Source organism: Glycomyces sp. NRRL B-16210, from assembly GCF_000719515.1.
Lineage (GTDB): Bacteria > Actinomycetota > Actinomycetes > Mycobacteriales > Micromonosporaceae > Glycomyces.
On the sequence record NZ_JOGR01000007.1, the window covers coordinates 232,150 to 250,397 of the forward strand.

Consider the following 18,248-nt stretch of genomic DNA (forward strand, 5'->3'; position numbering starts at 1 on the left):
TCCCGAAAGGACCAAGACAATGAAGTCGAACAACCCCTCCGGCGTCTCACGCAGGACGCTCGCCAAGGCCGGGATCTTCGGCGCGGCCGCCGCACCGCTGCTCGCCGCGTGCGGCTCCGACGACAACGGCGGCGGCGACGCCGGCGACGGCGAACTGGACCTGTGGTGGTGGGGCTCGGACGCCCGCCACGAGTACACCCAGCAGATCGTCGAGGCCTTCCTCGCGCAGAACGAGGGCATCACCATCAAGCCGAGCCCGGCCGACTTCGCCGGCTACTGGGACGCGCTGAACGTCTCGGTCTCGGGCAACAACACGCCCGACGTCATGCAGCAGGACGAGAAGTACCTGCGCGACTACGCCGACAAGAACGCCCTCCTGCCCTTGGAGGAGCTCGACATCGACCTGTCCAACATGGACGAGGGCACTCTCGCGACCGGGCAGCTCGACGGCCAGACCTACGGCATCCCCACCGGCGTGAACGCCATCGCGCTCCTGGTGAACCCGGGCCTGGTGGAGGCCGCCGGCCTCACCATCCCCGACGACACCACCTGGACGTGGGCGGACTTCCTCCAGTTCACCGCGGACCTGTCCGCAGGCGGCGACGCCATCGGCAACTCCGGCGTCTCGTTCAACAACGAGTCGCTGTTCGCGGTCTTCGCGCGCCAGAAGGGCGAGAACCTCTACACCCCCGAAGGCGGGCTCGGCTTCTCCGAGTCCACCATGACCGAGTGGTGGGAGCTCGTCCTCGAAGCGCGCGACTCCGGGGCGACGCCCGAGGCCAGCAAGGTCGTCGAGGGCTACGCCGCCGGTCAGGACCAGGCCCCGCTCTCTACCGGCACCGGTGTGACCGAGTTCTACTGGACCAACCAGATCGGCGGCATCCAGGCCGCGCTCGGCTCGGACCTGACCCTGCTGCGCGTCCCCGGCGAGTCCGAGGGCGTCCAGCCGGGCATGTTCCTCAAGTCGGCCATGTACTGGTCGGTCGCCCGGACCACCTCCGACAAGGAGGCCGCCGGCAAGCTGGTGGACTTCCTGCTCAACAGCGACGAGTCGATCGACCTGACCCTGGGCGACCGGGGCCTGCCGTCGAACCTGGCCCAGCGCGAGCGGATCCTGCCGAACCTGCCCGCCGACCAGCAGCTCGGGGCGGACTTCATCGCCGCGATCACCCCCGACCTGGCCGAGGCCCCGCCGGTGCCGCCGGTGGGCGCGGGCGCCGTGGCCGACGTCATGCTGGGCATCTACGAGAGCCTGCTGTTCGACCAGATCACGCCCGCCGAGGCCTCCGCCTCGTTCATCGAGCAGGTCAGCGCCGAGATCGGCTAGCCGAAGCGGCACGCGAACCGAACACAAGGCGAGGGCGCCCGCCCTCACCGCAGGCGCCGCCGCCGGGGACCGGACCCCGGCGGCGGCGCTCGCGCGCCCCGGTCTTTCCTGCCGTGCGGGAAGCCGATGGCCGCCGTGCCGTTCCACTCCGTATCATCGGTGGGATGACCAGCCAGTTCGTGCTCACGCTCTCGTGCCCCGACCGCCTCGGCATCGTGTACGCCGTCTCGGGCTTCCTGACCCGCCGCGACGCCAACATCGAGGACTCCCAGCAGTTCTCCGAGCACGGTTCGGGCCGCTTCTTCATGCGCGTGGAGTTCAAGACCAACGGCACCCGCGACGAACTGGCCGTCGGCTTCGCCGAGATCGCCCGCGAATTCGACATGGACTGGCACCTCCACGACCGCGCCGTCAAACCGCGCGTGCTCATCATGGCCTCCAAGCAGGGCCACTGCCTCAACGACCTGCTCTACCGCTTCCGCATCGGCGCCCTCCACGGCGAGGCCGCCGCGGTCGCCTCCAACCACCCCGACTGGGCCGACCTCGCCGCCTCCTCCGGCGTGCCCTTCCACCACCTGCCCGTCGGCCCCGAAGGCCGCGCCGTCCAGGAGCAGCGGGTCCTCGACCTCATCGAGACCGAACGCATCGACGTGGTCGTCCTGGCCCGCTACATGCAGATCCTCTCCTCGGAGTTCTGCGCGAAGCTGCCCGGGCGCATCCTCAACATCCACCACTCGTTCCTGCCGAGTTTCAAAGGCGCCCGGCCCTACCACCAGGCGCACGCCCGCGGCGTCAAGCTCATCGGCGCGACCTGCCACTACGTCACCGCCGACCTCGACGAGGGCCCCATCATCGACCAGGAGGTCGCCCGCGTCGACCACGCGATGACCCCCGAGGACTTCGTGGCCGCCGGACGCGACCTCGAATCGACCTGCCTCGCCCGCGGACTCTCCGCCCACCTCGATCAGCGCATCCTGCTCAACGGCCACTCCACCGTCGTTTTCCGCTAAGCGGATAATGACCGCGTGACAGACGCGAAGGAAGAGCAACGCGAGATCGTGCTCCTGGGGTCCACCGGCTCCATCGGCACGCAGGCCATCGACCTCGTCCGCGCCAATCCCGACCGGTTCCGGGTCGTCGGCATCGGCGCCGGCGGCGCCAACCCGGCGCTCCTGGCCGAGCAGGCGATCGAACTGGGCGTCGACGTCGTCGCGGTCGCCGACGCCAAATCCGTCGAGGACATCCAGCTGCGGCTGTTCGCCGCGGCCACCAAGCAGGGCTGGACCTCCGGCGACGCCCGGATCCCGAAGCTCATCGCCGGCCGCCGCGCCATGACCGAACTCGCCGCCTGGCCCTGCCACACCGTCCTCAACGGCATCACCGGGTCCATCGGCCTCGAACCGACCCTCGCCGCGCTCGAAGCCGGACGCCAGGTGGCCCTCGCCAACAAGGAGTCCCTCGTCGCCGGGGGCGCGCTCGTGCGCCGGGCCGCCGCGCCCGGCCAGCTCGTGCCCGTCGACTCCGAGCACTCCGCGCTCGCCCAGTGCCTGCGCTCGGGCACCGCCGAACGCGTCGCCAAGCTCGTCCTCACCGCCTCCGGCGGCCCCTTCCGCGGCCGCACCCGCGACCAGCTCGCCGAGGTCACCGTCGACCAGGCCCTCGCCCACCCCACCTGGGCCATGGGCCCGGTCGTCACCATCAACTCCGCCACCATGGTCAACAAGGCCCTCGAGGTCATCGAGGCCCACGAGCTGTTCGGCATCGACTACGACGACCTCCACGCCGTCGTCCACCCCCAGTCGGTGGTCCACTCCATGGTCGAGTTCACCGACGGCTCCACCATCGCCCAGGCCTCCCCGCCCGACATGCGCCTGCCCATCGGCCACGCCCTCGCCTGGCCCGACCGCCTCCCCGCCGCCGCGAAGCCCGTGGACTGGTCCCGGGCCGCCGACTGGCACTTCGAGCCGCTCGACGAGACCGCCTTCCCCGCCGTCGCCCTCGCCAAGGCCGCCGGCCGCGCCGGCGGCCTCGGCCCGGCCGTCTACAACGCCGCCAACGAGGAGGCCGTCGCCGCCTTCCGCGACGGGCGCCTGCCGTTCCTCGGCATCGTCGACACCGTCGAGGCCGTCCTCGCCGCCGCACCCGCCGACCTCCTGGGCCGCGGCGGGGAACCCGCCAGTGTCGCAGACGTACTCGAGGCGGAGAAGTGGGCGAGGTCGAGCGCCCGGAAGCTAGTCTTGGACGCGTCCGAGCGTTAGAAGGAGACCGCCTTGCTCGCCTACACCACCGGGATCGTCCTGTTCGCGCTCGCGATCCTCATCTCCGTGAGCCTCCACGAGTTCGGGCACATGCTCACCGCCAAGGCCTTCGGCATGAAGGTCACCAGGTACTTCGTGGGCTTCGGCCCCACGCTGTGGTCGTTCCGCAGAGGCGAGACCGAGTACGGCGTCAAGGGCATCCCCCTCGGCGGCTTCGTCAAGATCACCGGCATGACCCCCCTCGAAGAGGAAGAGGAGGAGGTCACCGAGGCCGACAAGAAGCGCGTCTTCTGGCGCAAGCCCCTGTGGCAGCGCACCGTGGTGCTCGCCGCCGGCTCGGTCACCCACTTCCTCCTCGGCTTCGTGGCCCTGTGGATCCTCGTCTCCTTCGTCGGCGTCGGCGTCAACCCCGCCTACGCCGAGGCCGCCGCCGAGGCCGAGCAGCGGTCCGCGGTCACCGTCGCCGAATGCGTGAGCGCCACCGACGCCGACGCGCCCGCCGGGGACTGCCCCGAGGGCCAGATCGAGGGCCCGGCCCACGCCGCCGGGATCGAGGACGGCGACGAGGTCACCGCGATCGACGGCACCGCCATCAGCGACTGGGACTCCCTGGTCGCCACCGTCTCCGCGCTCACCCCCGGCGAGCCGGTCACCGTCACGGTCGACCGCGCCGGGACCGAGTCCACCGTCGAGGTCACCCCGTACGCCGCCGTGGCCGAGACCGAGGACGGCGGCACCGAGACCGTCGCCCGCTTCGGCGTCTACGTGTACATGGACGAGTCGATCCCCTACGGGGCCGCGGGCACCGGACCCGTCTCCGGCGTCGGCGAGACCGTCACCTACACCGGCGACATGTTCCGCGAGACCTTCATCGCACTCGGCAAGCTGCCCTCGAAGATCCCGCCGCTGTGGGACGCGATCATGGGCGGCGAGCGCGGCGAGGACACCCCGGTGAGCGTCGTCGGCGCCTCGCGCCTGGGCGGCGAGATGGTCCAGTACGAGCAGTGGGCGATGTTCTTCATGCTGCTGGTGGTCCTGAACTACTTCATCGGCATCTTCAACCTGCTGCCGCTCCTGCCGATGGACGGCGGGCACATCGCGATCGCCTGGTACGAGCGGCTGCGGTCCTGGATCGCCTCCAGGCGCGGCAGGCCCGACCCGGGGCGTGTCGACTACCTCAAGCTCATGCCGCTGACCTACGCTGTGATCGTCCTCCTGGGCGGCTTCATGCTGCTGACGATCACCGCCGACATCGTCAATCCCATCACCATTTTCAACTGATCCATGAATCCAGGTGAAAACTAGTCCCATGACCGCTGTGAACCTCGGTATCCCCACCAAGCGCCACGAGCACGAGGCCGAGCCGCTCGCCCCGCGCCGGATCACCCGCCGGCTCGACGTCGGCGGCGTGCCCGTCGGCGGCGGCGCCCCCGTCTCGGTCCAGTCGATGACGACCACGCGGACCTCCGACATCGGCGCGACGCTCCAGCAGATCGCCGAGCTGACCGCCACCGGCTGCCAGATCGTGCGCGTCGCGTGTCCCACCCAGGACGACGCGGACGCGCTCAAGGTCATCGCGAAGCAGTCGCAGATCCCGGTCATCGCCGACATCCACTTCCAGCCCAAGTACGTCTTCGCGGCGATCGACGCCGGGTGCGCGGCGGTGCGCGTGAACCCGGGGAACATCAAGCAGTTCGACGACCGCGTGGGGGAGATCGCCAAGGCTGCCAAGGACGCGGGCACGCCGATCCGCATCGGCGTCAACGCCGGCTCGCTCGACAAGCGCCTGCTCGCCAAGTACGGCAAGGCCACTCCCGAAGCATTGGTCGAGTCGGCGCTGTGGGAGGCGTCGCTGTTCGAGGAGCACGACTTCCGGGACATCAAGATCTCGGTCAAGCACAACGACCCGGTGGTCATGATCAAGGCCTACCGCCAGCTCTCGCAGCAGTGCGACTACCCGCTGCACCTGGGCGTCACCGAGGCCGGGCCCGCCTTCCAGGGCACCATCAAGTCCGCCGCGGCCTTCGGCGCGCTGCTCGCCGAGGGCATCGGCGACACCATCCGCGTCTCCCTCTCGGCCCCGCCGGTCGAGGAGGTCAAGGTCGGCAACCAGATCCTGGAGTCCCTCGGCCTGCGCGAGCGCGGCCTGGAGATCGTCTCCTGTCCCTCCTGCGGCCGCGCTCAGGTGGACGTCTACACCCTCGCCGAGCAGGTCACCGCGGGCCTGGAGGGCCTGCCGGTGCCGCTGCGCGTGGCGGTCATGGGCTGCGTCGTCAACGGCCCCGGCGAGGCCCGCGAGGCCGACCTGGGCGTCGCCAGCGGCAACGGCAAGGGCCAGATCTTCGTCAAGGGCGAGGTCATCCGCACCGTGCCCGAGTCGCAGATCGTGGAGACCCTCATCGAGGAGGCGGTGCGCCTCGCCGAGGAGATGGGCGCCGAGCTTCCCGAGGAGCTGCGGGGCCTCACCGGCCCGGTCGTCCAGGTTCACTGACCCCGACTGTCGGATCGGCGACTCACGAGGCCTCCTCGCTTCTCTACGCTGGAACGCAGCAGCAGTTGAGGGCGCCCACGACCGACACCAAATCCGACATTAAGCGCATCTTGTGCGAAATTGCATAAGCGTGACTCAGGGGATTCCGCCTGCCCGCGGGACACGTCCGCGCATAATGGCTTTCGTGCCCGCAGGGCCCGATCCGTTCCCGGCGGAGCCGCCTCCGCCGCGTGCCGGCGACGGCGCCTGCGAGCCGGACATCGGCGCTGCGTCTGCGCCCGCGAAAGGGGAGCCACCGGCATGGGGAAGATCGAACGACAGGTATCCGAGGGTGTCACCAAGTACTACTGGTACCCCGGCGAGAAGGCCGACTGGATCCGGGGCGCTCTGACGGTCCTCGGCGGCGGCCTCCTGTTCGCCCTGACCATCGTCGTCACCAAGAACAGCCTGCTCGCCGCCGTCATCGCCGGCACCGCCGTCCAAGCGGTCGTCGGCGCCTACTTGGGCCGGCGCGACGCCGCCGGGCTCTCGGAGTTCCACGACCCGGGCACCGAGCGCCGCGAGGCGGTCATCGACGGCACCCGCGCGGCCTGGCGCGGCACGCTCCAGGGCCTGCTGTGCGCCGGCTCGGCAATGCTCGTGCTCAACATGCCCCACACCGGCTTCCTCGCCGACTGGGTCCTGCCGTTCGTGCCCTCGATCATCGGCGCGCTCGCGCACTCGGGCGGGATGCTCTGGGAGCGGCTCGCGCAGGAGGTCACCGCCGAGGACCCGAAGGCCGCGGCCGCCGAGCCCGAGGAGCCCACGAAGGAACTCGAGACGGCCTGACGCGTCGGGGCCCGCGGACCCCTCGGGGCCGCGGGCCTTCGCTGGTGAGCCGGCGCGGGACGGCTGCACGCCGCCCGGGTTGGACGGGCGGGGCGCTCGACCGCGGGAGGTGTCGTACACCGCCGCCCCGGTCGGAACCGGGGGGACGGCACTACCGCGGGAGCCGCGCCCCGCGCCGGCTCGGCAGGAGAGGGCCATCGGGGTCCCGGGCCGCCGCCGCGGCGTCGAACCTGAGCTCAAGGCGGCTTTCCGGTGACCCCAGAATGCTGCTTGAGGACCCGAAACGCAAGAGCTTTTCCCTTCCGCCGCGGCGGTTTTTCGGCGTCTTCTCGGTAACGGAACCACAGCGGCCGCGCAGGTCCCGCCCGCCGCTCCGGATAGGCTTGCCGGATGCATTCCCGTCCCGCCCTGCGCCCAGGCCGGCAGAGTCCCCGCCGGAGCGTCCCCGAGTCCATCGAGCGTCCCGAGTACGTCGGCAGGCCCGCGCCCTCGCCCTTCCACGGCAGCGAGGTCAAGGACGCCGAGACGATCGAGCGGATGCGCCTGGCCGGGCGCATCGCCGCCGACGCCCTCGTGGAGGCCGGCAAGGCCGTCGTCCCCGGCACCACCACCGACGACCTCGACCGCCTCGTCCACGAGTACCTGTGCGACCTCGGCGCCTACCCGTCGACGCTCGGCTACCGCGGCTACCCCAAGTCCTGCTGCACCTCGCTCAACGAGGTCATCTGCCACGGCATCCCCGACTCCACGGTGGTCGAGGACGGCGACATCGTCAACATCGACATCACCGCCTTCATCGGCGGCGTCCACGGCGACTGCAACGCCACCTTCCTCGCCGGGGACGTCTCCCAGGAGGCCCGCGACCTCGTCGAGCGGACCTGGAAGGCCACCTGGCGCGGCATCAAGGCCGTCAAGCCCGGCCGCCAGCTCAACGTGGTCGGCAAGGTCATCGAGGCCTACGCCAACCGCTTCGGCTACGGCGTGGTCCGCCAGTTCACCGGCCACGGCATCGGCACGGCCTTCCACTCCGGGCTCTACGTGCCGCACTACGACAAGCCCTCGCTCGATGTCGTGATCGAGACGGGCATGACCTTCACCATCGAGCCGATGATCAACCTCGGCACGGCCGAGCACGAGATGTGGGACGACGACTGGACCGCCGTCACCCGCGACCGCAAGTGGACCGCCCAGTTCGAGCACACCCTCCTGGTCACCGACGACGGCTTCGAGATCCTCACCCTGCCCTCCAGCGGCGTCCCCGCCGGAACCCCCGCCGGCCAGATCTGACCACGCGAACGGCCCGCCGGCGCGAATGCGCCAGCGTGATCCCGATGGACACCCACGGCAGCTCCCAGCCGTACAGGACCGCGAACGGGTACTCGTACCGCAGCGGGTCGTTCAGCGCCTGCCGGATGAGCGTGTACCCCAGGACACCGGCGACCGTGCCGAGCCCCGCGCCGAACAGCGCGATCACCACCGTCTGCCACATCGCGAACCGCTTGCGCAGGCCCGGGGCCGCGCCGACCGCGCCGAGCGTGGTCATGTCCTGGCGCTGCTCGGCGATGATGAGCCCGGTCGAGACCGCGGTCGCCCCCAGGGCGATGAGCGAGCACAGCGCCGTCACCAGGAGCACCACGTAGAACGCGAACAGGTCCGAGTAGTCGGTCTGGCGCAGGTCCACCCAGAACGCGCCCTCGTCCACGTCGCCGCGGACGTCGGCCCGGACCGCCTCGATGACCGACCCGTCGACCTCCGTGGAGGTCTCCAGCAGGTAGGTCCGGCTCCAACCCGACCGCGCCAGATCCATCTGCTCGGCCGCCGCCGGGCTGAGGAACAGCTCCTCGCCGGCCAGCAAATGGTCGGCGACGACCATCGCCGGCACCTCCAGCGTGACCGGCTCCCCGACCTCGACGGCCCGGTCGCTCCCCTCGTCCCACCTGGTGAGGGTCCGCTCCAGCACCACGGTGCCCGCCTCGGTGATCGCCATGGCGTCCGACACGAGCACGCCGCCCTCGTCCAGCACCGCCAGCGCCTCGTCGAGCCGGTCGCCTTCGAGTTCGGTGTAGGCGGACACGATCGTCGGATCGCTCGAGCCGGGCACGTCGTCGAAGTAGAGGCTGGCGTCGTTGACGCCCTCGTTGCAGTTGGGGTCCTCGCGGGCGATCTCGGCCGCCTTGCGCCGCTCCTCTTCGCCGGCGAATTCGAGGTCCTGGTCCCAGTACGAGCACCGGTGCTCCTCGGGGCGCGTCAGCTCCCAGTTGCATTCGGGCCGGTCCTCGACGGGGAGGTCGCCGGTCCCGCAGCCGCCCCAGCCGGTGTAGAGCGGGATCTCGACCAGTTCGAGGTCGGTGAGGTGGCGCCGCAGGAGCGGCTCGACCGCGACCAGGCCCGAGTTCCAGTCGGGGGACACCGACTCGTCGACCGCGTTGCTGTACATCGTCAGCGTCAGGCTGTCCTGCCGCAGGTCGTGCGGGTTGTTCTGCTCCATCCGGACCTGGTCGGCGGTGACGACCATCGACAGGGCCACGCCCGCGGCGACGACGCCGAGCACGGCGGCGATCGCGGGCGCCGCCGAGCCGCGGTTGCGCCCGGCCTCGCGCAGGGCCATGCGCGGTGCGAGCGGCAGCCAGCGGCCCAGCCTCGCCGTCCCGGCGAGGATCGCCGGGGTGCAGGCGACCAGGCCGAGCTGGGCGAGGACGATCGCGAGCGCCATGAGCGGCACGTTCCAGAGGGCGACGCCGCCCAGTCCCGAGGCGACCCCGGCGGCGACCGTGCCCAGGCCGATGAACAGCCACCGCTTGGAGCCCTTGCGTCCGGGCGTGCGGCCCATGAGGGCGGCGACGACGTTGACGCGGGAGGCGCTGAGCGCCGCCGTGAGCGCCGAGAGCAGGCCGGTGGCGATGGCCGCGGCCACGAGCGCGGCCTGCAAGGTCGGTAGGACCCGCAGGCCCGGGGTCCGGTAGCCGAACAACTGCTCGAGGAACGGCAGTCCGACCAGGACGAGCACGATGCCCAGGGCCACGGCGACGACCGCGGCGATGAGGCCGAACAGCAGGCCGCCGGCGAGGACGGTGTTGCGGATCTGCGCGGGGGAGGCGCCGTTGGCGCTCATGAGCGCGAACTCGCGGGTGCGCCGCCGCGCGCTGATGGCGAAGGCGGGCCCGGCGAGGAGGACGACCTCCATGACCACGACGACGATGATGAGCGCGTAGATCGTGAGCATCGCGGTGTCGATGGACGAGTCGGTGAACATGCCCGCGTCGGGCGGCGGCGGGGGCGGGTCGACGACGAGCGCGGTCGCCCAGACGGTCGCGCCGATCTCGTTGAGCGCCAGCGACTGCTCGTAGGTGAACTCGCCGGGGAGGTCGACGAGCCAGCCGTTGGCCCCGCCGTCGAACCCCGGGGCGATGGCGAACTGGCCCCTGAGGTTCCAGGGGATCTCGACGATCCCGCTGATCGCCAGCCGCTCGCTGGCGCCGTTCTCCTCGATGACCAGATCGTCGCCGACGCCCAGGTCCAGGTAGTCGGCCGCGGCTTCGGTGACGGCGACTTCGCCGCCGCCGGGCGCCGCTCCTTCGAGGAACGCCCATCCGGCGGCCTCGTACACGCCGTTGGCGAGGTCGTAGCCGAGCGTCCCCAGTTCGCCGATCCCGTCCGGGGTCTCGACGGTGACGGTGACGCCGCTGTCGTTGTAGAAGCTGTACGGGGCGATCTGCGTGCCGGCGGGCAGTTCGGCGAGGAGGTCCGCTTCGGTGTGGACGCTGGAGTACGCCTCGTTGAGCGTCTCCTCGTCGACCTCCTTCTCAGTGGAGTAGCCGACCCATTTGCTGTTCCAGTCGTACTGGGTCAGCGCGATCCCCGGCACCGCCGACTCGACGAAGGCGTCGTTGTCGCCGAGGTAGAGGACGGCCTCCTCCTCGTCGGACAAGTCGATGGTGTCGTAGGCGGTCGCGCCGATGGACACGCCGAGCAGCGGCAGCCCCAGCAGCGCGATCGACAGGGCCGACCGGCCCTTGTAGCGCAGCGCTTCGCGTCGGGCGATGCGCATCGACAGGCGCAGGCCCGCGAACATCACTGGGCCCCTTCGAGGAGCGTCTCGGCCCCGGCCAAAGGCGCGGAGGAGTCCACGATGCGGCCGTCGCGCAGGAAGACCACGCGGTCGGCCCAGCCGGCGTGGCGGGCGTCGTGGGTGACCAGGAGGCCCGCGGCGCCGGCGTCGCACCGGCGACGCAGCAGCTTGAGCACTTCCTCGCCGGTGGTGGAGTCGAGGGCGCCGGTCGGTTCGTCGGCGAGCACGAGCCGCCGCTCCCCGATGAGGGCCCGGGCGATGGCGACGCGCTGGGACTGCCCGCCGGAGAGCTCGTCGGGGAAGCGGTCGGCCTGCTTGGCGTCGAGCCCGACCTCTTCGAGGGCGCTGATCGCGGTCTTGCGGGCCTTGCCCGCGGACATGCCGTCGAGTTCGAGCGGCAGCGCGGCGTTCTCGGCCGCGGTCAGGCTCGGCACCAGGTTGTAGTCCTGGAACACGTAGCCGACGCTGCGCCGGCGCAGCCTGGCGAGGAGCTTCTTGTTGAGGCCGGCGAGGACGGTGCCTTCGACGAGCACTTCGCCCGAGGTCGGGGCGTCGAGGCCGCCGGCGAGGTTGAGCAGGGTGGACTTGCCGGAGCCGGAGGGGCCCATGATGGCCACGAGTTCCCCGGCGGCGATCTGGAGTTCGGCGTCGATCAGGGCGTGGACGGCGTTCTCGCCGGCGCCGTGGACGCGGCTGACGCCTCGCAGGTGCAGGACGGTCATGGTGGGGTCACCGCTTCTCTTCGAGGAATTCGACGGGTGTGCGCTCACGGTCCGCGGAGTCCGCCGCGTTCGGGACGTCGCCCGTCCCGAAAGGGGACGGGGCGGGCAGGTCGGCGCGGGCGACGACCGCCTCGGTGTGGTCGAGCCAGCGGATCTCCGCCTCGGCGCGGAAGATCATCGACTCCAGGACCAGCTGCCAGGCCAGTTCGGCGTGGTCTTCGGCGGCTTTGAGCCGCGTGAACTCCTGGAGCAGGCGCAGTGTGGCCGACCGCTGGCGCTGGACGACGTCGGCGACGTCCACGCCCGGGGTGGTCACGGCCAAAGCCAGTTTGATGGTCAGCTCGTCGCGGGGGCGGTCGGCGGCCTGGACGGGGGAGGAGAACCAGCCCGCGACCTGGCGGCGGCCCGCCTCGGTGATCCGGTAGGGGCGCTGGCCGGAGTCGTTCTCCGGCATGGCCTCGACGAGTTCGTCGCGTTCGAGCCGGTTCAGGGTCGTGTAGACCTGGCCGATGTTGAGCGGCCAGGTGTTGCCGGTGGCGCTCTCGAAGGCGGCCCGCAACTGGTAGCCGTAGGCGGGTCCGCGTTCGAGCAGGGCCAGGAGGCTGTGCTTGACACTCATGTGCAACCTCGTATCTCTCATTGAGATACCGAGTATGGCATAGCAGGTATGCACGTAGTGGATACGGGGTAGGTCATCGTGTCGTCGCGCAGGTGAACGGCGGTGTTACCGGGCCCTCGGCCCTACTGCGGCCTGCCCGGCCACGGGTCGGCCGCGGCGACGCCGACGGCGAGGCGCCAGCGCGCCAGCGACACCGCGGACTCGGTGTACCGGTCGAGGCAGATCTCCCGCTCGCCGAGCGGCCCGGGGGCCAGTCCCGCCCGCCAGGTCGCGGTCACGCGCTCCTCGACGGCCAGCAGCAACCGCTGCGCCCCTTCGGCGTCGGTGATCGGCTCGATGTCGTAGCCGGCCTCGGCCGAGGGCGCTTCGAGCCCGTTCGCGTCGTAGTAGTCCAGCAGCGCGTCGCGCCGGGAGCGGTGCTCGGCCTCGAGTTCCTCGGCCAGTGCGCGCGGGTCGCCGTCGAGGTGCACCGCCGCCGCGCCGTAGGCGTAGATCGCCGCGTATTCGGCCGCGAGGCCGGTGTCCACCGCCGTCATGCGAGCACCGCCGCGTGCGCGGCGCGGCTGGCCGCGATCTCGCCGAAGACCACCGCGAAGTCGGTGTCGGTGCCCAGGCACGCGTAGACCGCGTCGATGCTCGCCTCGGCTTCGGCCTCGGCGAGCGCCGCGGCGTCGGCGAAGGTCGCGACCGCCTCCTCGGCGACCACATTGGGCAGCAGGAGTCGTTCGAGTGTGGCGGCGTGTGTCAGATGGTCTTGTGCGATGTCGCTGTATCCCAACGCTTCGGCGTTGTGGGCGAGCGTGCGCGCGGTGTGCAGCGCGTCGCTCAGATCGGGGTCGGCGATGATGATCGTGGCCGTCTCCCGGGTGCATCCGGCGGCCGCGAGAGCGACCGCCCCGACCAGGAGTACGCGTCGGGTCGTGAACACCCACCAAGTTTCGCAGGCTGCCTTTCCATTCTGACTCCGGGCGGTTAATCTCGGCGAAATGGCCGACAGAAGGAGTGCGCATGGGGTCTGAGCGACAATCTGAAGTGGAAGCGATCCTGGCTCCGGCCGTCGCGAAGATCGGGTTCGACCTGGAAGGACTCCAGGTCACCAAGGCCGGGCGGCGCCTGCTCGTGCGGGTCCTGGTGGACAAGGACGGCGGGATCAGTCTCGACGATGTGGCGGTGGTCTCGAAAGCGTGCTCGAAGGCCCTCGACGGGGCCGACGCGACCGGCGGGCCCTTCGCGGACGCCGCGTACACACTGGAGGTGTCCTCGCCCGGCGTCGACCGTCCGCTGACCGAGCCTCGGCACTGGCGGCGTAATATTGGGCGCTTGGTGGCCGTGCAATTCGGGGAGGAGCCCGTCATCGGGCGTGTCACGGCCGCCGACAAACGGGGGATTGAACTAGAGGCCGACGGCGTGCGCCGCTCGGCCACCTATGCCGAGCTGGGGCCCGGCAAGGTGCAGATCGAGCTGAGATGAGCGGCCGATGGCCGACGCAGCTCGCACGCCTTGAACGGTCGCGGTGAGGACAACTCAAGACTTAAGGAGAACGGGTGCATATCGACCTGGCCGCGCTGCGGTCGCTGGAACGCGAGCGCGACATCCCTTTCGAGACCATCCTCGGCGCTATCGAGACGGCGCTGCTGACCGCCTACAAGCACACCCCCGGGGCCGATGAGCGCGCGCGCGTGGTGGTCAATCGGGACAGCGGCATCGCCAACGTCCTGGTGCCAGTGTTGAACGAAGAGGAAGAGGTCGTCTCCGAGCGGGACGACACCCCCGAGGGCTTCGGCCGCATCGCCGCCCAGACCGCCAAGCAGGTCATCCTCCAGCGGCTGCGCGAGGCCGCCGACGAGGTCAACTACGGCGAGTACTCCGGCAAGGAGGGCGACATCGTCACCGGCGTCGTCCAGGCCCACGGCGAGCGCAACGAGCGCGGGATCGTCACCGTCGACCTCGGCAAGATCGAGGCCACCCTGCCGCTCAACGAGCAGGTCCCCGGCGAGAACTACGAGCACGGCAAGCGCCTGCGGGCCATCGTCATCCAAGTGAACCGCACCGCCCGCGGCCCCCAGATCACCCTCTCGCGCACCCACCCGGCCCTGGTGAAGAAGCTCTTCGCCTTCGAAGTGCCCGAGATCGACGAGGGCGCCGTGGAGATCCCGGCGATCGCGCGTGAGGCCGGTCACCGTTCCAAGATCGCGGTGCGCGCCACAACGAAGGACGTCAACGCCAAGGGCGCGTGCATCGGCCCGATGGGCTCGCGCGTGCGCGCGGTCATGAGCGAACTGGGCGGCGAGAAGATCGACATCGTCGACTGGGACGCCGACCCGGCCCGCTTCGTCGCGAACGCCCTCTCCCCGGCGAAGACCCTGTCCGTGCGGGTGATCGACGAGGCCACGCGCTCCACCGAGGTGGTCGTCCCCGACTACCAGCTGTCGCTGGCGATCGGCCGCGAGGGCCAGAACGCGCGGCTCGCGGCGCGCCTCACCGGGTGGCGCATCGACATCAAGTCCGACGCGCATGTGGCGGGCGCCGCGAAGGAGGAGACCGGCCCGGCCGGTGGCGGCCGTCGATCCGGGAGGTAGACTGAACATCGGATCGCAACGTGACGCAGCGGTAGTCCGCACCTGTGTGGGATGCCGCAGACGCGCATCGGCCTCTGAGCTGCTGCGCGTCGTCGTTCAACGCTCTGAGGATTCCCAGAACCGCTTGGTTCCGGACCCGAAGCGCCGCCTCAGCGGCCGCGGAGCCCATGTGCACCACGACACGAACTGCCTTGAACAGGCAGTTCGTAAGCGTGCGTTCGCTCGGGCCCTCAGGATCGAAGGAACCGTGGACGTCGCCGCGGTGCGAACCCTTGTCGAGTCGGAGTCGGCCGAGAGGCCGACTCCCGCACACGAAGCAGGTATGGACCGAATGAAGACCACGCGATGAAGTTCTCCCGATGAACTGGTTGCTAGTGGAAAGCTGAGGTCGGCGGGCGCTGCCCGTACGACCTCGAATGTGAGGAGTGCAGTGGCAGCAAAGCCCCGCGTACATGAACTTGCCAAGGAACTGGGCACGACGAGCAAGGACTTGCTCGCGAAGCTCGGCGACATGGGCGAGTTCGTGAAGTCAGCGTCGAGCACGGTCGAGGCGCCGGTGGCGCGTCGTCTGCGGCAGGAATACGCCGACGCCCAGGGCGCCCCGGCAGCGTCGGCCGGGTCCAGCGAATCCCCGACGCCGAAGCCGACGAAGGCGGCGGCCGGCAGGCCGCGCCCGGCGGCCCCGAGCCCGTCCAAGATCGCCAAGGCCAAGGTCGACGCCAAGGACGCCAAGTCCGAGGCGAAAGCCGAGGCCGAAGCCAAGAAGGCCGCGAAGAAGGCCGCTCCCAAGCCGGGTGCGGCCGCTTCGGCGTCTCCGAAGCCGGGCCCCAAGCCCGCTCCGGTCGCGCCGCAGCCCGAGATCAAGCCGGCGAGCGCCCGCGACATCGAGGTCGCCGCCGAGCAGAAGCGCGCCGAGGAGCTGCTCAAGCGCCAGCAGGAGCAGGCCGACGCCGCGCGCGTCGCGGCCGCGGCGCCCAAGCCCGGCCCCAAGCCCGCTCCGGCGGCGCGTCCCGGCGCGCCCAAGCCCGGCCCCAAGAACCCGTTCGGCGTCGGCGGGGCGGGCGCGAAGCCGCGTCCGGCCGCCGAAGGCGGCGGCGAGCGCCCGGGCGGTCCCCGCCCGAGCCCGCGCATGATGCCCCCGCGCCCGAACCCGGGCATGATGCCCGGACGCCCGGCCGGCGGCGGTCGTGACGGCGGCGGTGCCCGCGGGGCACGCGGCGCCGGTCGCGGCGGTCCCGGCGGCGGTCGCCCCGGTGGCGGCGGCGGACGTCCCGGAGGAGGCGGCGGCAACTACCGCGGCACCTTCGGCGGTTCCGGCGGCGGCGCCGGCGGTGCGGGCGGTTCCGGTCCCGCGACCGGTGCGCCGGCTCCGTACCGAGGCGGCGGCGGTCGCGCCGGAGGCGGCGGCAAGGCCCGAGGCGGCGGTGCGGCCGGCGCGTTCGGCCGCGGCGGCCCCCGAGGCAAGAGCCGCAAGTCGCGTCGTCAGCGGCGCCAGGAGTTCGACAACCTCGCAGCGCCGAGGATGCAGTCGGGCGCTCCCCGAGGCAACGGCGAGACCATTCGCCTCGCTCGCGGCGCGTCCCTGGCCGACTTCGCCGACAAGATCGGCACCCTGCCGGGCACGCTCGTCCAGGAGCTGTTCGGCCTCGGCGAGATGGTGACGGCCACGCAGTCGGTCTCCGAGGAGACCTTCGAGCTGCTCGGCGCCCACCTCGACTGGGACATCAAGATCGTGTCCCCCGAGGAGGAGGACCGCGAACTGCTCGCGCAGTTCGGCATCGACCTCGACGAGGAGGACAAGGACGACTTCGTCCCGCGCCCGCCGGTCGTCACGGTCATGGGCCACGTCGACCACGGTAAGACGAAGCTGCTGGACGCCATCCGGCACACCAACGTCGTCGCCGGCGAGGCGGGCGGCATCACCCAGCACATCGGCGCCTACCAGGTGCACGTCGAGCACGAGGGCGAAGACCGCGCGATCACCTTCATCGACACCCCGGGCCACGAGGCGTTCACCGCCATGCGCGCCCGAGGCGCGAACGTGACCGACATCGTGGTCCTCGTGGTCGCGGCCGACGACGGCGTCATGCCGCAGACGGTCGAGGCCCTCAACCACGCCAGCGCCGCCGGCGCCCCGGTCGTGGTGGCGGTCAACAAGACCGACCTGCCCGACGCGAACCCCGGCAAGGTCCGCCAGCAGCTGACCGAGTACGGCCTGGTCGCCGAGGAGTACGGCGGGCAGACCATGTTCGTCGACGTGGCCGCCAAGCCGCGCATCGGCATCGCCGACCTGCTCGAAGCGGTGCTCCTGACCGCCGACGCCTCGCTCGAGCTCGAAGCCTCCGCTTCGGGCAACGCGCAGGGCATCGCGATCGAGGCGCACCTCGACAAGGGCCGCGGCCCGGTCGCGAGCGTCCTGGTCCAGAAGGGCACGCTGCGCGTGGGCGACTCGATCGTCGCCGGCGGGGCCCACGGCCGCGTCCGGGCGATGCTCGACGCCGACGGCAACCGCGTCTCCGAGGCGACCCCGTCGTTCCCGGTGCAGGTCCAAGGCCTCGCGTCCGTCCCGATGGCCGGGGACGTGTTCCTCGCCGCCGACGACGACCGCACGGTCCGCCAGATCGCCGAGCAGCGCCAAGCCCGGCGCCGCGCGGCCCAGCAGGCCGCACGCGTCTCGCGCACCACGCTCGAGAACCTCATGGACAAGATCGCCGAGGGCGAGCGCACCACGCTCTCGCTCATCATCAAGGGCGACGGCGCCGGTTCGGTCGAGGCCCTCGAAGAGGCCCTGGTCGCGCTGGACATCCCCGAGGAAGTGCAGCTGCGGATCATCCACCGCGGCGTCGGTCCGGTCACCGAGAACGACGTCAACCTGGCAGCGGCCGGGCACGGCGAGTCGGCGACCATCATCGCCTTCAACGTCCGCGCCGAAGGTCGCGTGCGCGACATGGCCGACCGCGAAGGCGTGGACGTCCGGTACTACACGGTCATCTACCAGGCGATCGAGGAGATCGAGACCGCGCTCAAGGGCATGCTCAAGCCCGAGTACGAGGAAGCGGCGCTCGGTTCGGCCGAGATCCGCGAGGTCTTCCGCTCCTCGAAGTTCGGCAACATCGCCGGAACGCTGGTCACCAGCGGCGTCATCAAGCGCAACGCGAAGGTCCGCCTCATGCGCGACGGCGCGGTCGTCACCGAGACGACCATCTCGACGCTGCGCCGGTTCAAGGACGACGCGACCGAGGTCCGCGAGGGCTTCGAATGCGGTATCACCTTGAAGAACTACAACAACATCGAAGAGGGCGACATCATCGAAGCCTTCGAGATGCGCGAGAAGCCGCGCGACTAGGAACCCGGT

The 18,248-nt window shown here is 71.0% G+C and carries 15 protein-coding genes and 1 pseudogene; 11 read left to right on the forward strand and 5 right to left on the reverse strand.

Annotated elements, in window-relative coordinates:
* Positions 1 to 19 precede the first annotated feature (19 nt).
* The 7 genes from IF12_RS0111610 to map all read left to right on the forward strand — a co-directional run bounded on the left by IF12_RS0111610 (position 20) and on the right by map (position 8,191).
* On the forward strand, positions 20 to 1,327 hold the full coding sequence (locus IF12_RS0111610) for an ABC transporter substrate-binding protein (RefSeq protein WP_030158227.1): 1,308 nt from the start codon (positions 20 to 22) through the stop codon (positions 1,325 to 1,327).
* Between the two features lie 164 nt (positions 1,328 to 1,491).
* Complete coding sequence (gene purU, locus IF12_RS0111615) at positions 1,492 to 2,337, forward strand: formyltetrahydrofolate deformylase (protein WP_030158229.1); 846 nt, start codon at positions 1,492 to 1,494, stop codon at positions 2,335 to 2,337.
* 15 nt (positions 2,338 to 2,352) lie between these two features.
* The gene (dxr, locus tag IF12_RS0111620) at positions 2,353 to 3,585 is read left to right on the forward strand and encodes a 1-deoxy-D-xylulose-5-phosphate reductoisomerase (RefSeq protein WP_030158231.1); all 1,233 of its coding nucleotides are present in this window, start codon (positions 2,353 to 2,355) and stop codon (positions 3,583 to 3,585) included.
* 12 nt (positions 3,586 to 3,597) lie between these two features.
* Positions 3,598 to 4,866: an RIP metalloprotease gene (locus IF12_RS0111625; RefSeq protein ID WP_030158233.1), complete on the forward strand. Its 1,269-nt coding sequence runs from the start codon at positions 3,598 to 3,600 to the stop codon at positions 4,864 to 4,866.
* Between the two features lie 28 nt (positions 4,867 to 4,894).
* Positions 4,895 to 6,076 (forward strand): flavodoxin-dependent (E)-4-hydroxy-3-methylbut-2-enyl-diphosphate synthase, encoded by a 1,182-nt coding sequence (gene ispG / locus IF12_RS0111630; protein WP_030158235.1) that lies wholly within the window; start codon positions 4,895 to 4,897, stop codon positions 6,074 to 6,076.
* Between the two features lie 300 nt (positions 6,077 to 6,376).
* Positions 6,377 to 6,904: a hypothetical protein gene (locus IF12_RS0111635; protein WP_030158236.1), complete on the forward strand. Its 528-nt coding sequence runs from the start codon at positions 6,377 to 6,379 to the stop codon at positions 6,902 to 6,904.
* A 390-nt stretch (positions 6,905 to 7,294) separates the two neighbouring features.
* Positions 7,295 to 8,191, forward strand: a complete 897-nt coding sequence (gene map / locus IF12_RS0111640) for a type I methionyl aminopeptidase (RefSeq protein ID WP_030158238.1) — start codon at positions 7,295 to 7,297, stop codon at positions 8,189 to 8,191.
* Here the strand turns inward: map and IF12_RS0111645 are convergent.
* From IF12_RS0111645 to IF12_RS26180, 5 genes are all read right to left on the reverse strand, one after another.
* Positions 8,139 to 10,976, reverse strand: coding sequence for an FtsX-like permease family protein (locus tag IF12_RS0111645; RefSeq protein WP_030158240.1), 2,838 nt, complete (start codon positions 10,974 to 10,976; stop codon positions 8,139 to 8,141). The genes map and IF12_RS0111645 overlap by 53 nt on opposite strands.
* Positions 10,976 to 11,695, reverse strand: a complete 720-nt coding sequence (locus IF12_RS0111650) for an ABC transporter ATP-binding protein (protein WP_030158242.1) — start codon at positions 11,693 to 11,695, stop codon at positions 10,976 to 10,978. The genes IF12_RS0111645 and IF12_RS0111650 overlap by 1 nt, the downstream gene beginning before the upstream one ends.
* A gap of 7 nt (positions 11,696 to 11,702) precedes the next feature.
* The gene (locus tag IF12_RS0111655; RefSeq protein WP_030158244.1) at positions 11,703 to 12,314 is read right to left on the reverse strand and encodes a PadR family transcriptional regulator; all 612 of its coding nucleotides are present in this window, start codon (positions 12,312 to 12,314) and stop codon (positions 11,703 to 11,705) included.
* 122 nt (positions 12,315 to 12,436) lie between these two features.
* Positions 12,437 to 12,850 (reverse strand): DUF4439 domain-containing protein, encoded by a 414-nt coding sequence (locus IF12_RS26175; RefSeq protein WP_030158246.1) that lies wholly within the window; start codon positions 12,848 to 12,850, stop codon positions 12,437 to 12,439.
* Entirely contained in the window at positions 12,847 to 13,242 is a 396-nt protein-coding gene (locus IF12_RS26180) for a hypothetical protein (RefSeq protein ID WP_030158248.1), read from the reverse strand. The genes IF12_RS26175 and IF12_RS26180 overlap by 4 nt, the downstream gene beginning before the upstream one ends.
* 80 nt (positions 13,243 to 13,322) lie before the next feature.
* On the opposite strand from IF12_RS26180, the gene rimP reads away from it, so the two are divergent.
* The 4 genes and pseudogenes from rimP (at position 13,323) to infB (ending at position 18,239) form a co-directional block, all read left to right on the forward strand.
* Positions 13,323 to 13,784 (forward strand): ribosome maturation factor RimP, encoded by a 462-nt coding sequence (rimP, locus tag IF12_RS0111670; protein ID WP_030158249.1) that lies wholly within the window; start codon positions 13,323 to 13,325, stop codon positions 13,782 to 13,784.
* Between the two features lie 74 nt (positions 13,785 to 13,858).
* Positions 13,859 to 14,893 carry a transcription termination factor NusA gene (gene nusA, locus IF12_RS0111675; protein WP_030158251.1) on the forward strand — a complete coding sequence of 345 codons (1,035 nt, stop codon included), beginning with the start codon at positions 13,859 to 13,861 and terminating at the stop codon, positions 14,891 to 14,893.
* Complete coding sequence (locus IF12_RS27210; RefSeq protein ID WP_081913505.1) at positions 14,829 to 15,242, forward strand: YlxR family protein; 414 nt, start codon at positions 14,829 to 14,831, stop codon at positions 15,240 to 15,242. Before nusA ends, IF12_RS27210 begins: the two co-directional genes overlap by 65 nt.
* An 81-nt stretch (positions 15,243 to 15,323) precedes the next feature.
* Positions 15,324 to 18,239: pseudogene (gene infB / locus IF12_RS27020) on the forward strand (translation initiation factor IF-2).
* Positions 18,240 to 18,248: the final 9 nt, after the last annotated feature.

What these genes read in the sequence shown, in the direction of transcription:
- IF12_RS0111610 (WP_030158227.1), top strand. Translation starts at nt 20, where the DNA reads ATGAAGTCGAACAACCCCTCCGGCGTCTCACGCAGGACGCTCGCCAAG.
- purU (WP_030158229.1), top strand. Translation starts at nt 1,492, where the DNA reads ATGACCAGCCAGTTCGTGCTCACGCTCTCGTGCCCCGACCGCCTCGGC.
- ispG (WP_030158235.1), top strand. Translation starts at nt 4,895, where the DNA reads ATGACCGCTGTGAACCTCGGTATCCCCACCAAGCGCCACGAGCACGAG.
- IF12_RS0111635 (WP_030158236.1), top strand. Translation starts at nt 6,377, where the DNA reads ATGGGGAAGATCGAACGACAGGTATCCGAGGGTGTCACCAAGTACTAC.
- map (WP_030158238.1), top strand. Translation starts at nt 7,295, where the DNA reads ATGCATTCCCGTCCCGCCCTGCGCCCAGGCCGGCAGAGTCCCCGCCGG.
- IF12_RS0111645 (WP_030158240.1), bottom strand. Translation starts at nt 10,976, where the DNA reads ATGTTCGCGGGCCTGCGCCTGTCGATGCGCATCGCCCGACGCGAAGCG.
- IF12_RS0111650 (WP_030158242.1), bottom strand. Translation starts at nt 11,695, where the DNA reads ATGACCGTCCTGCACCTGCGAGGCGTCAGCCGCGTCCACGGCGCCGGC.
- IF12_RS0111655 (WP_030158244.1), bottom strand. Translation starts at nt 12,314, where the DNA reads ATGAGTGTCAAGCACAGCCTCCTGGCCCTGCTCGAACGCGGACCCGCC.
- IF12_RS26175 (WP_030158246.1), bottom strand. Translation starts at nt 12,850, where the DNA reads ATGACGGCGGTGGACACCGGCCTCGCGGCCGAATACGCGGCGATCTAC.
- rimP (WP_030158249.1), top strand. Translation starts at nt 13,323, where the DNA reads ATGGGGTCTGAGCGACAATCTGAAGTGGAAGCGATCCTGGCTCCGGCC.
- IF12_RS27210 (WP_081913505.1), top strand. Translation starts at nt 14,829, where the DNA reads ATGTGGCGGGCGCCGCGAAGGAGGAGACCGGCCCGGCCGGTGGCGGCC.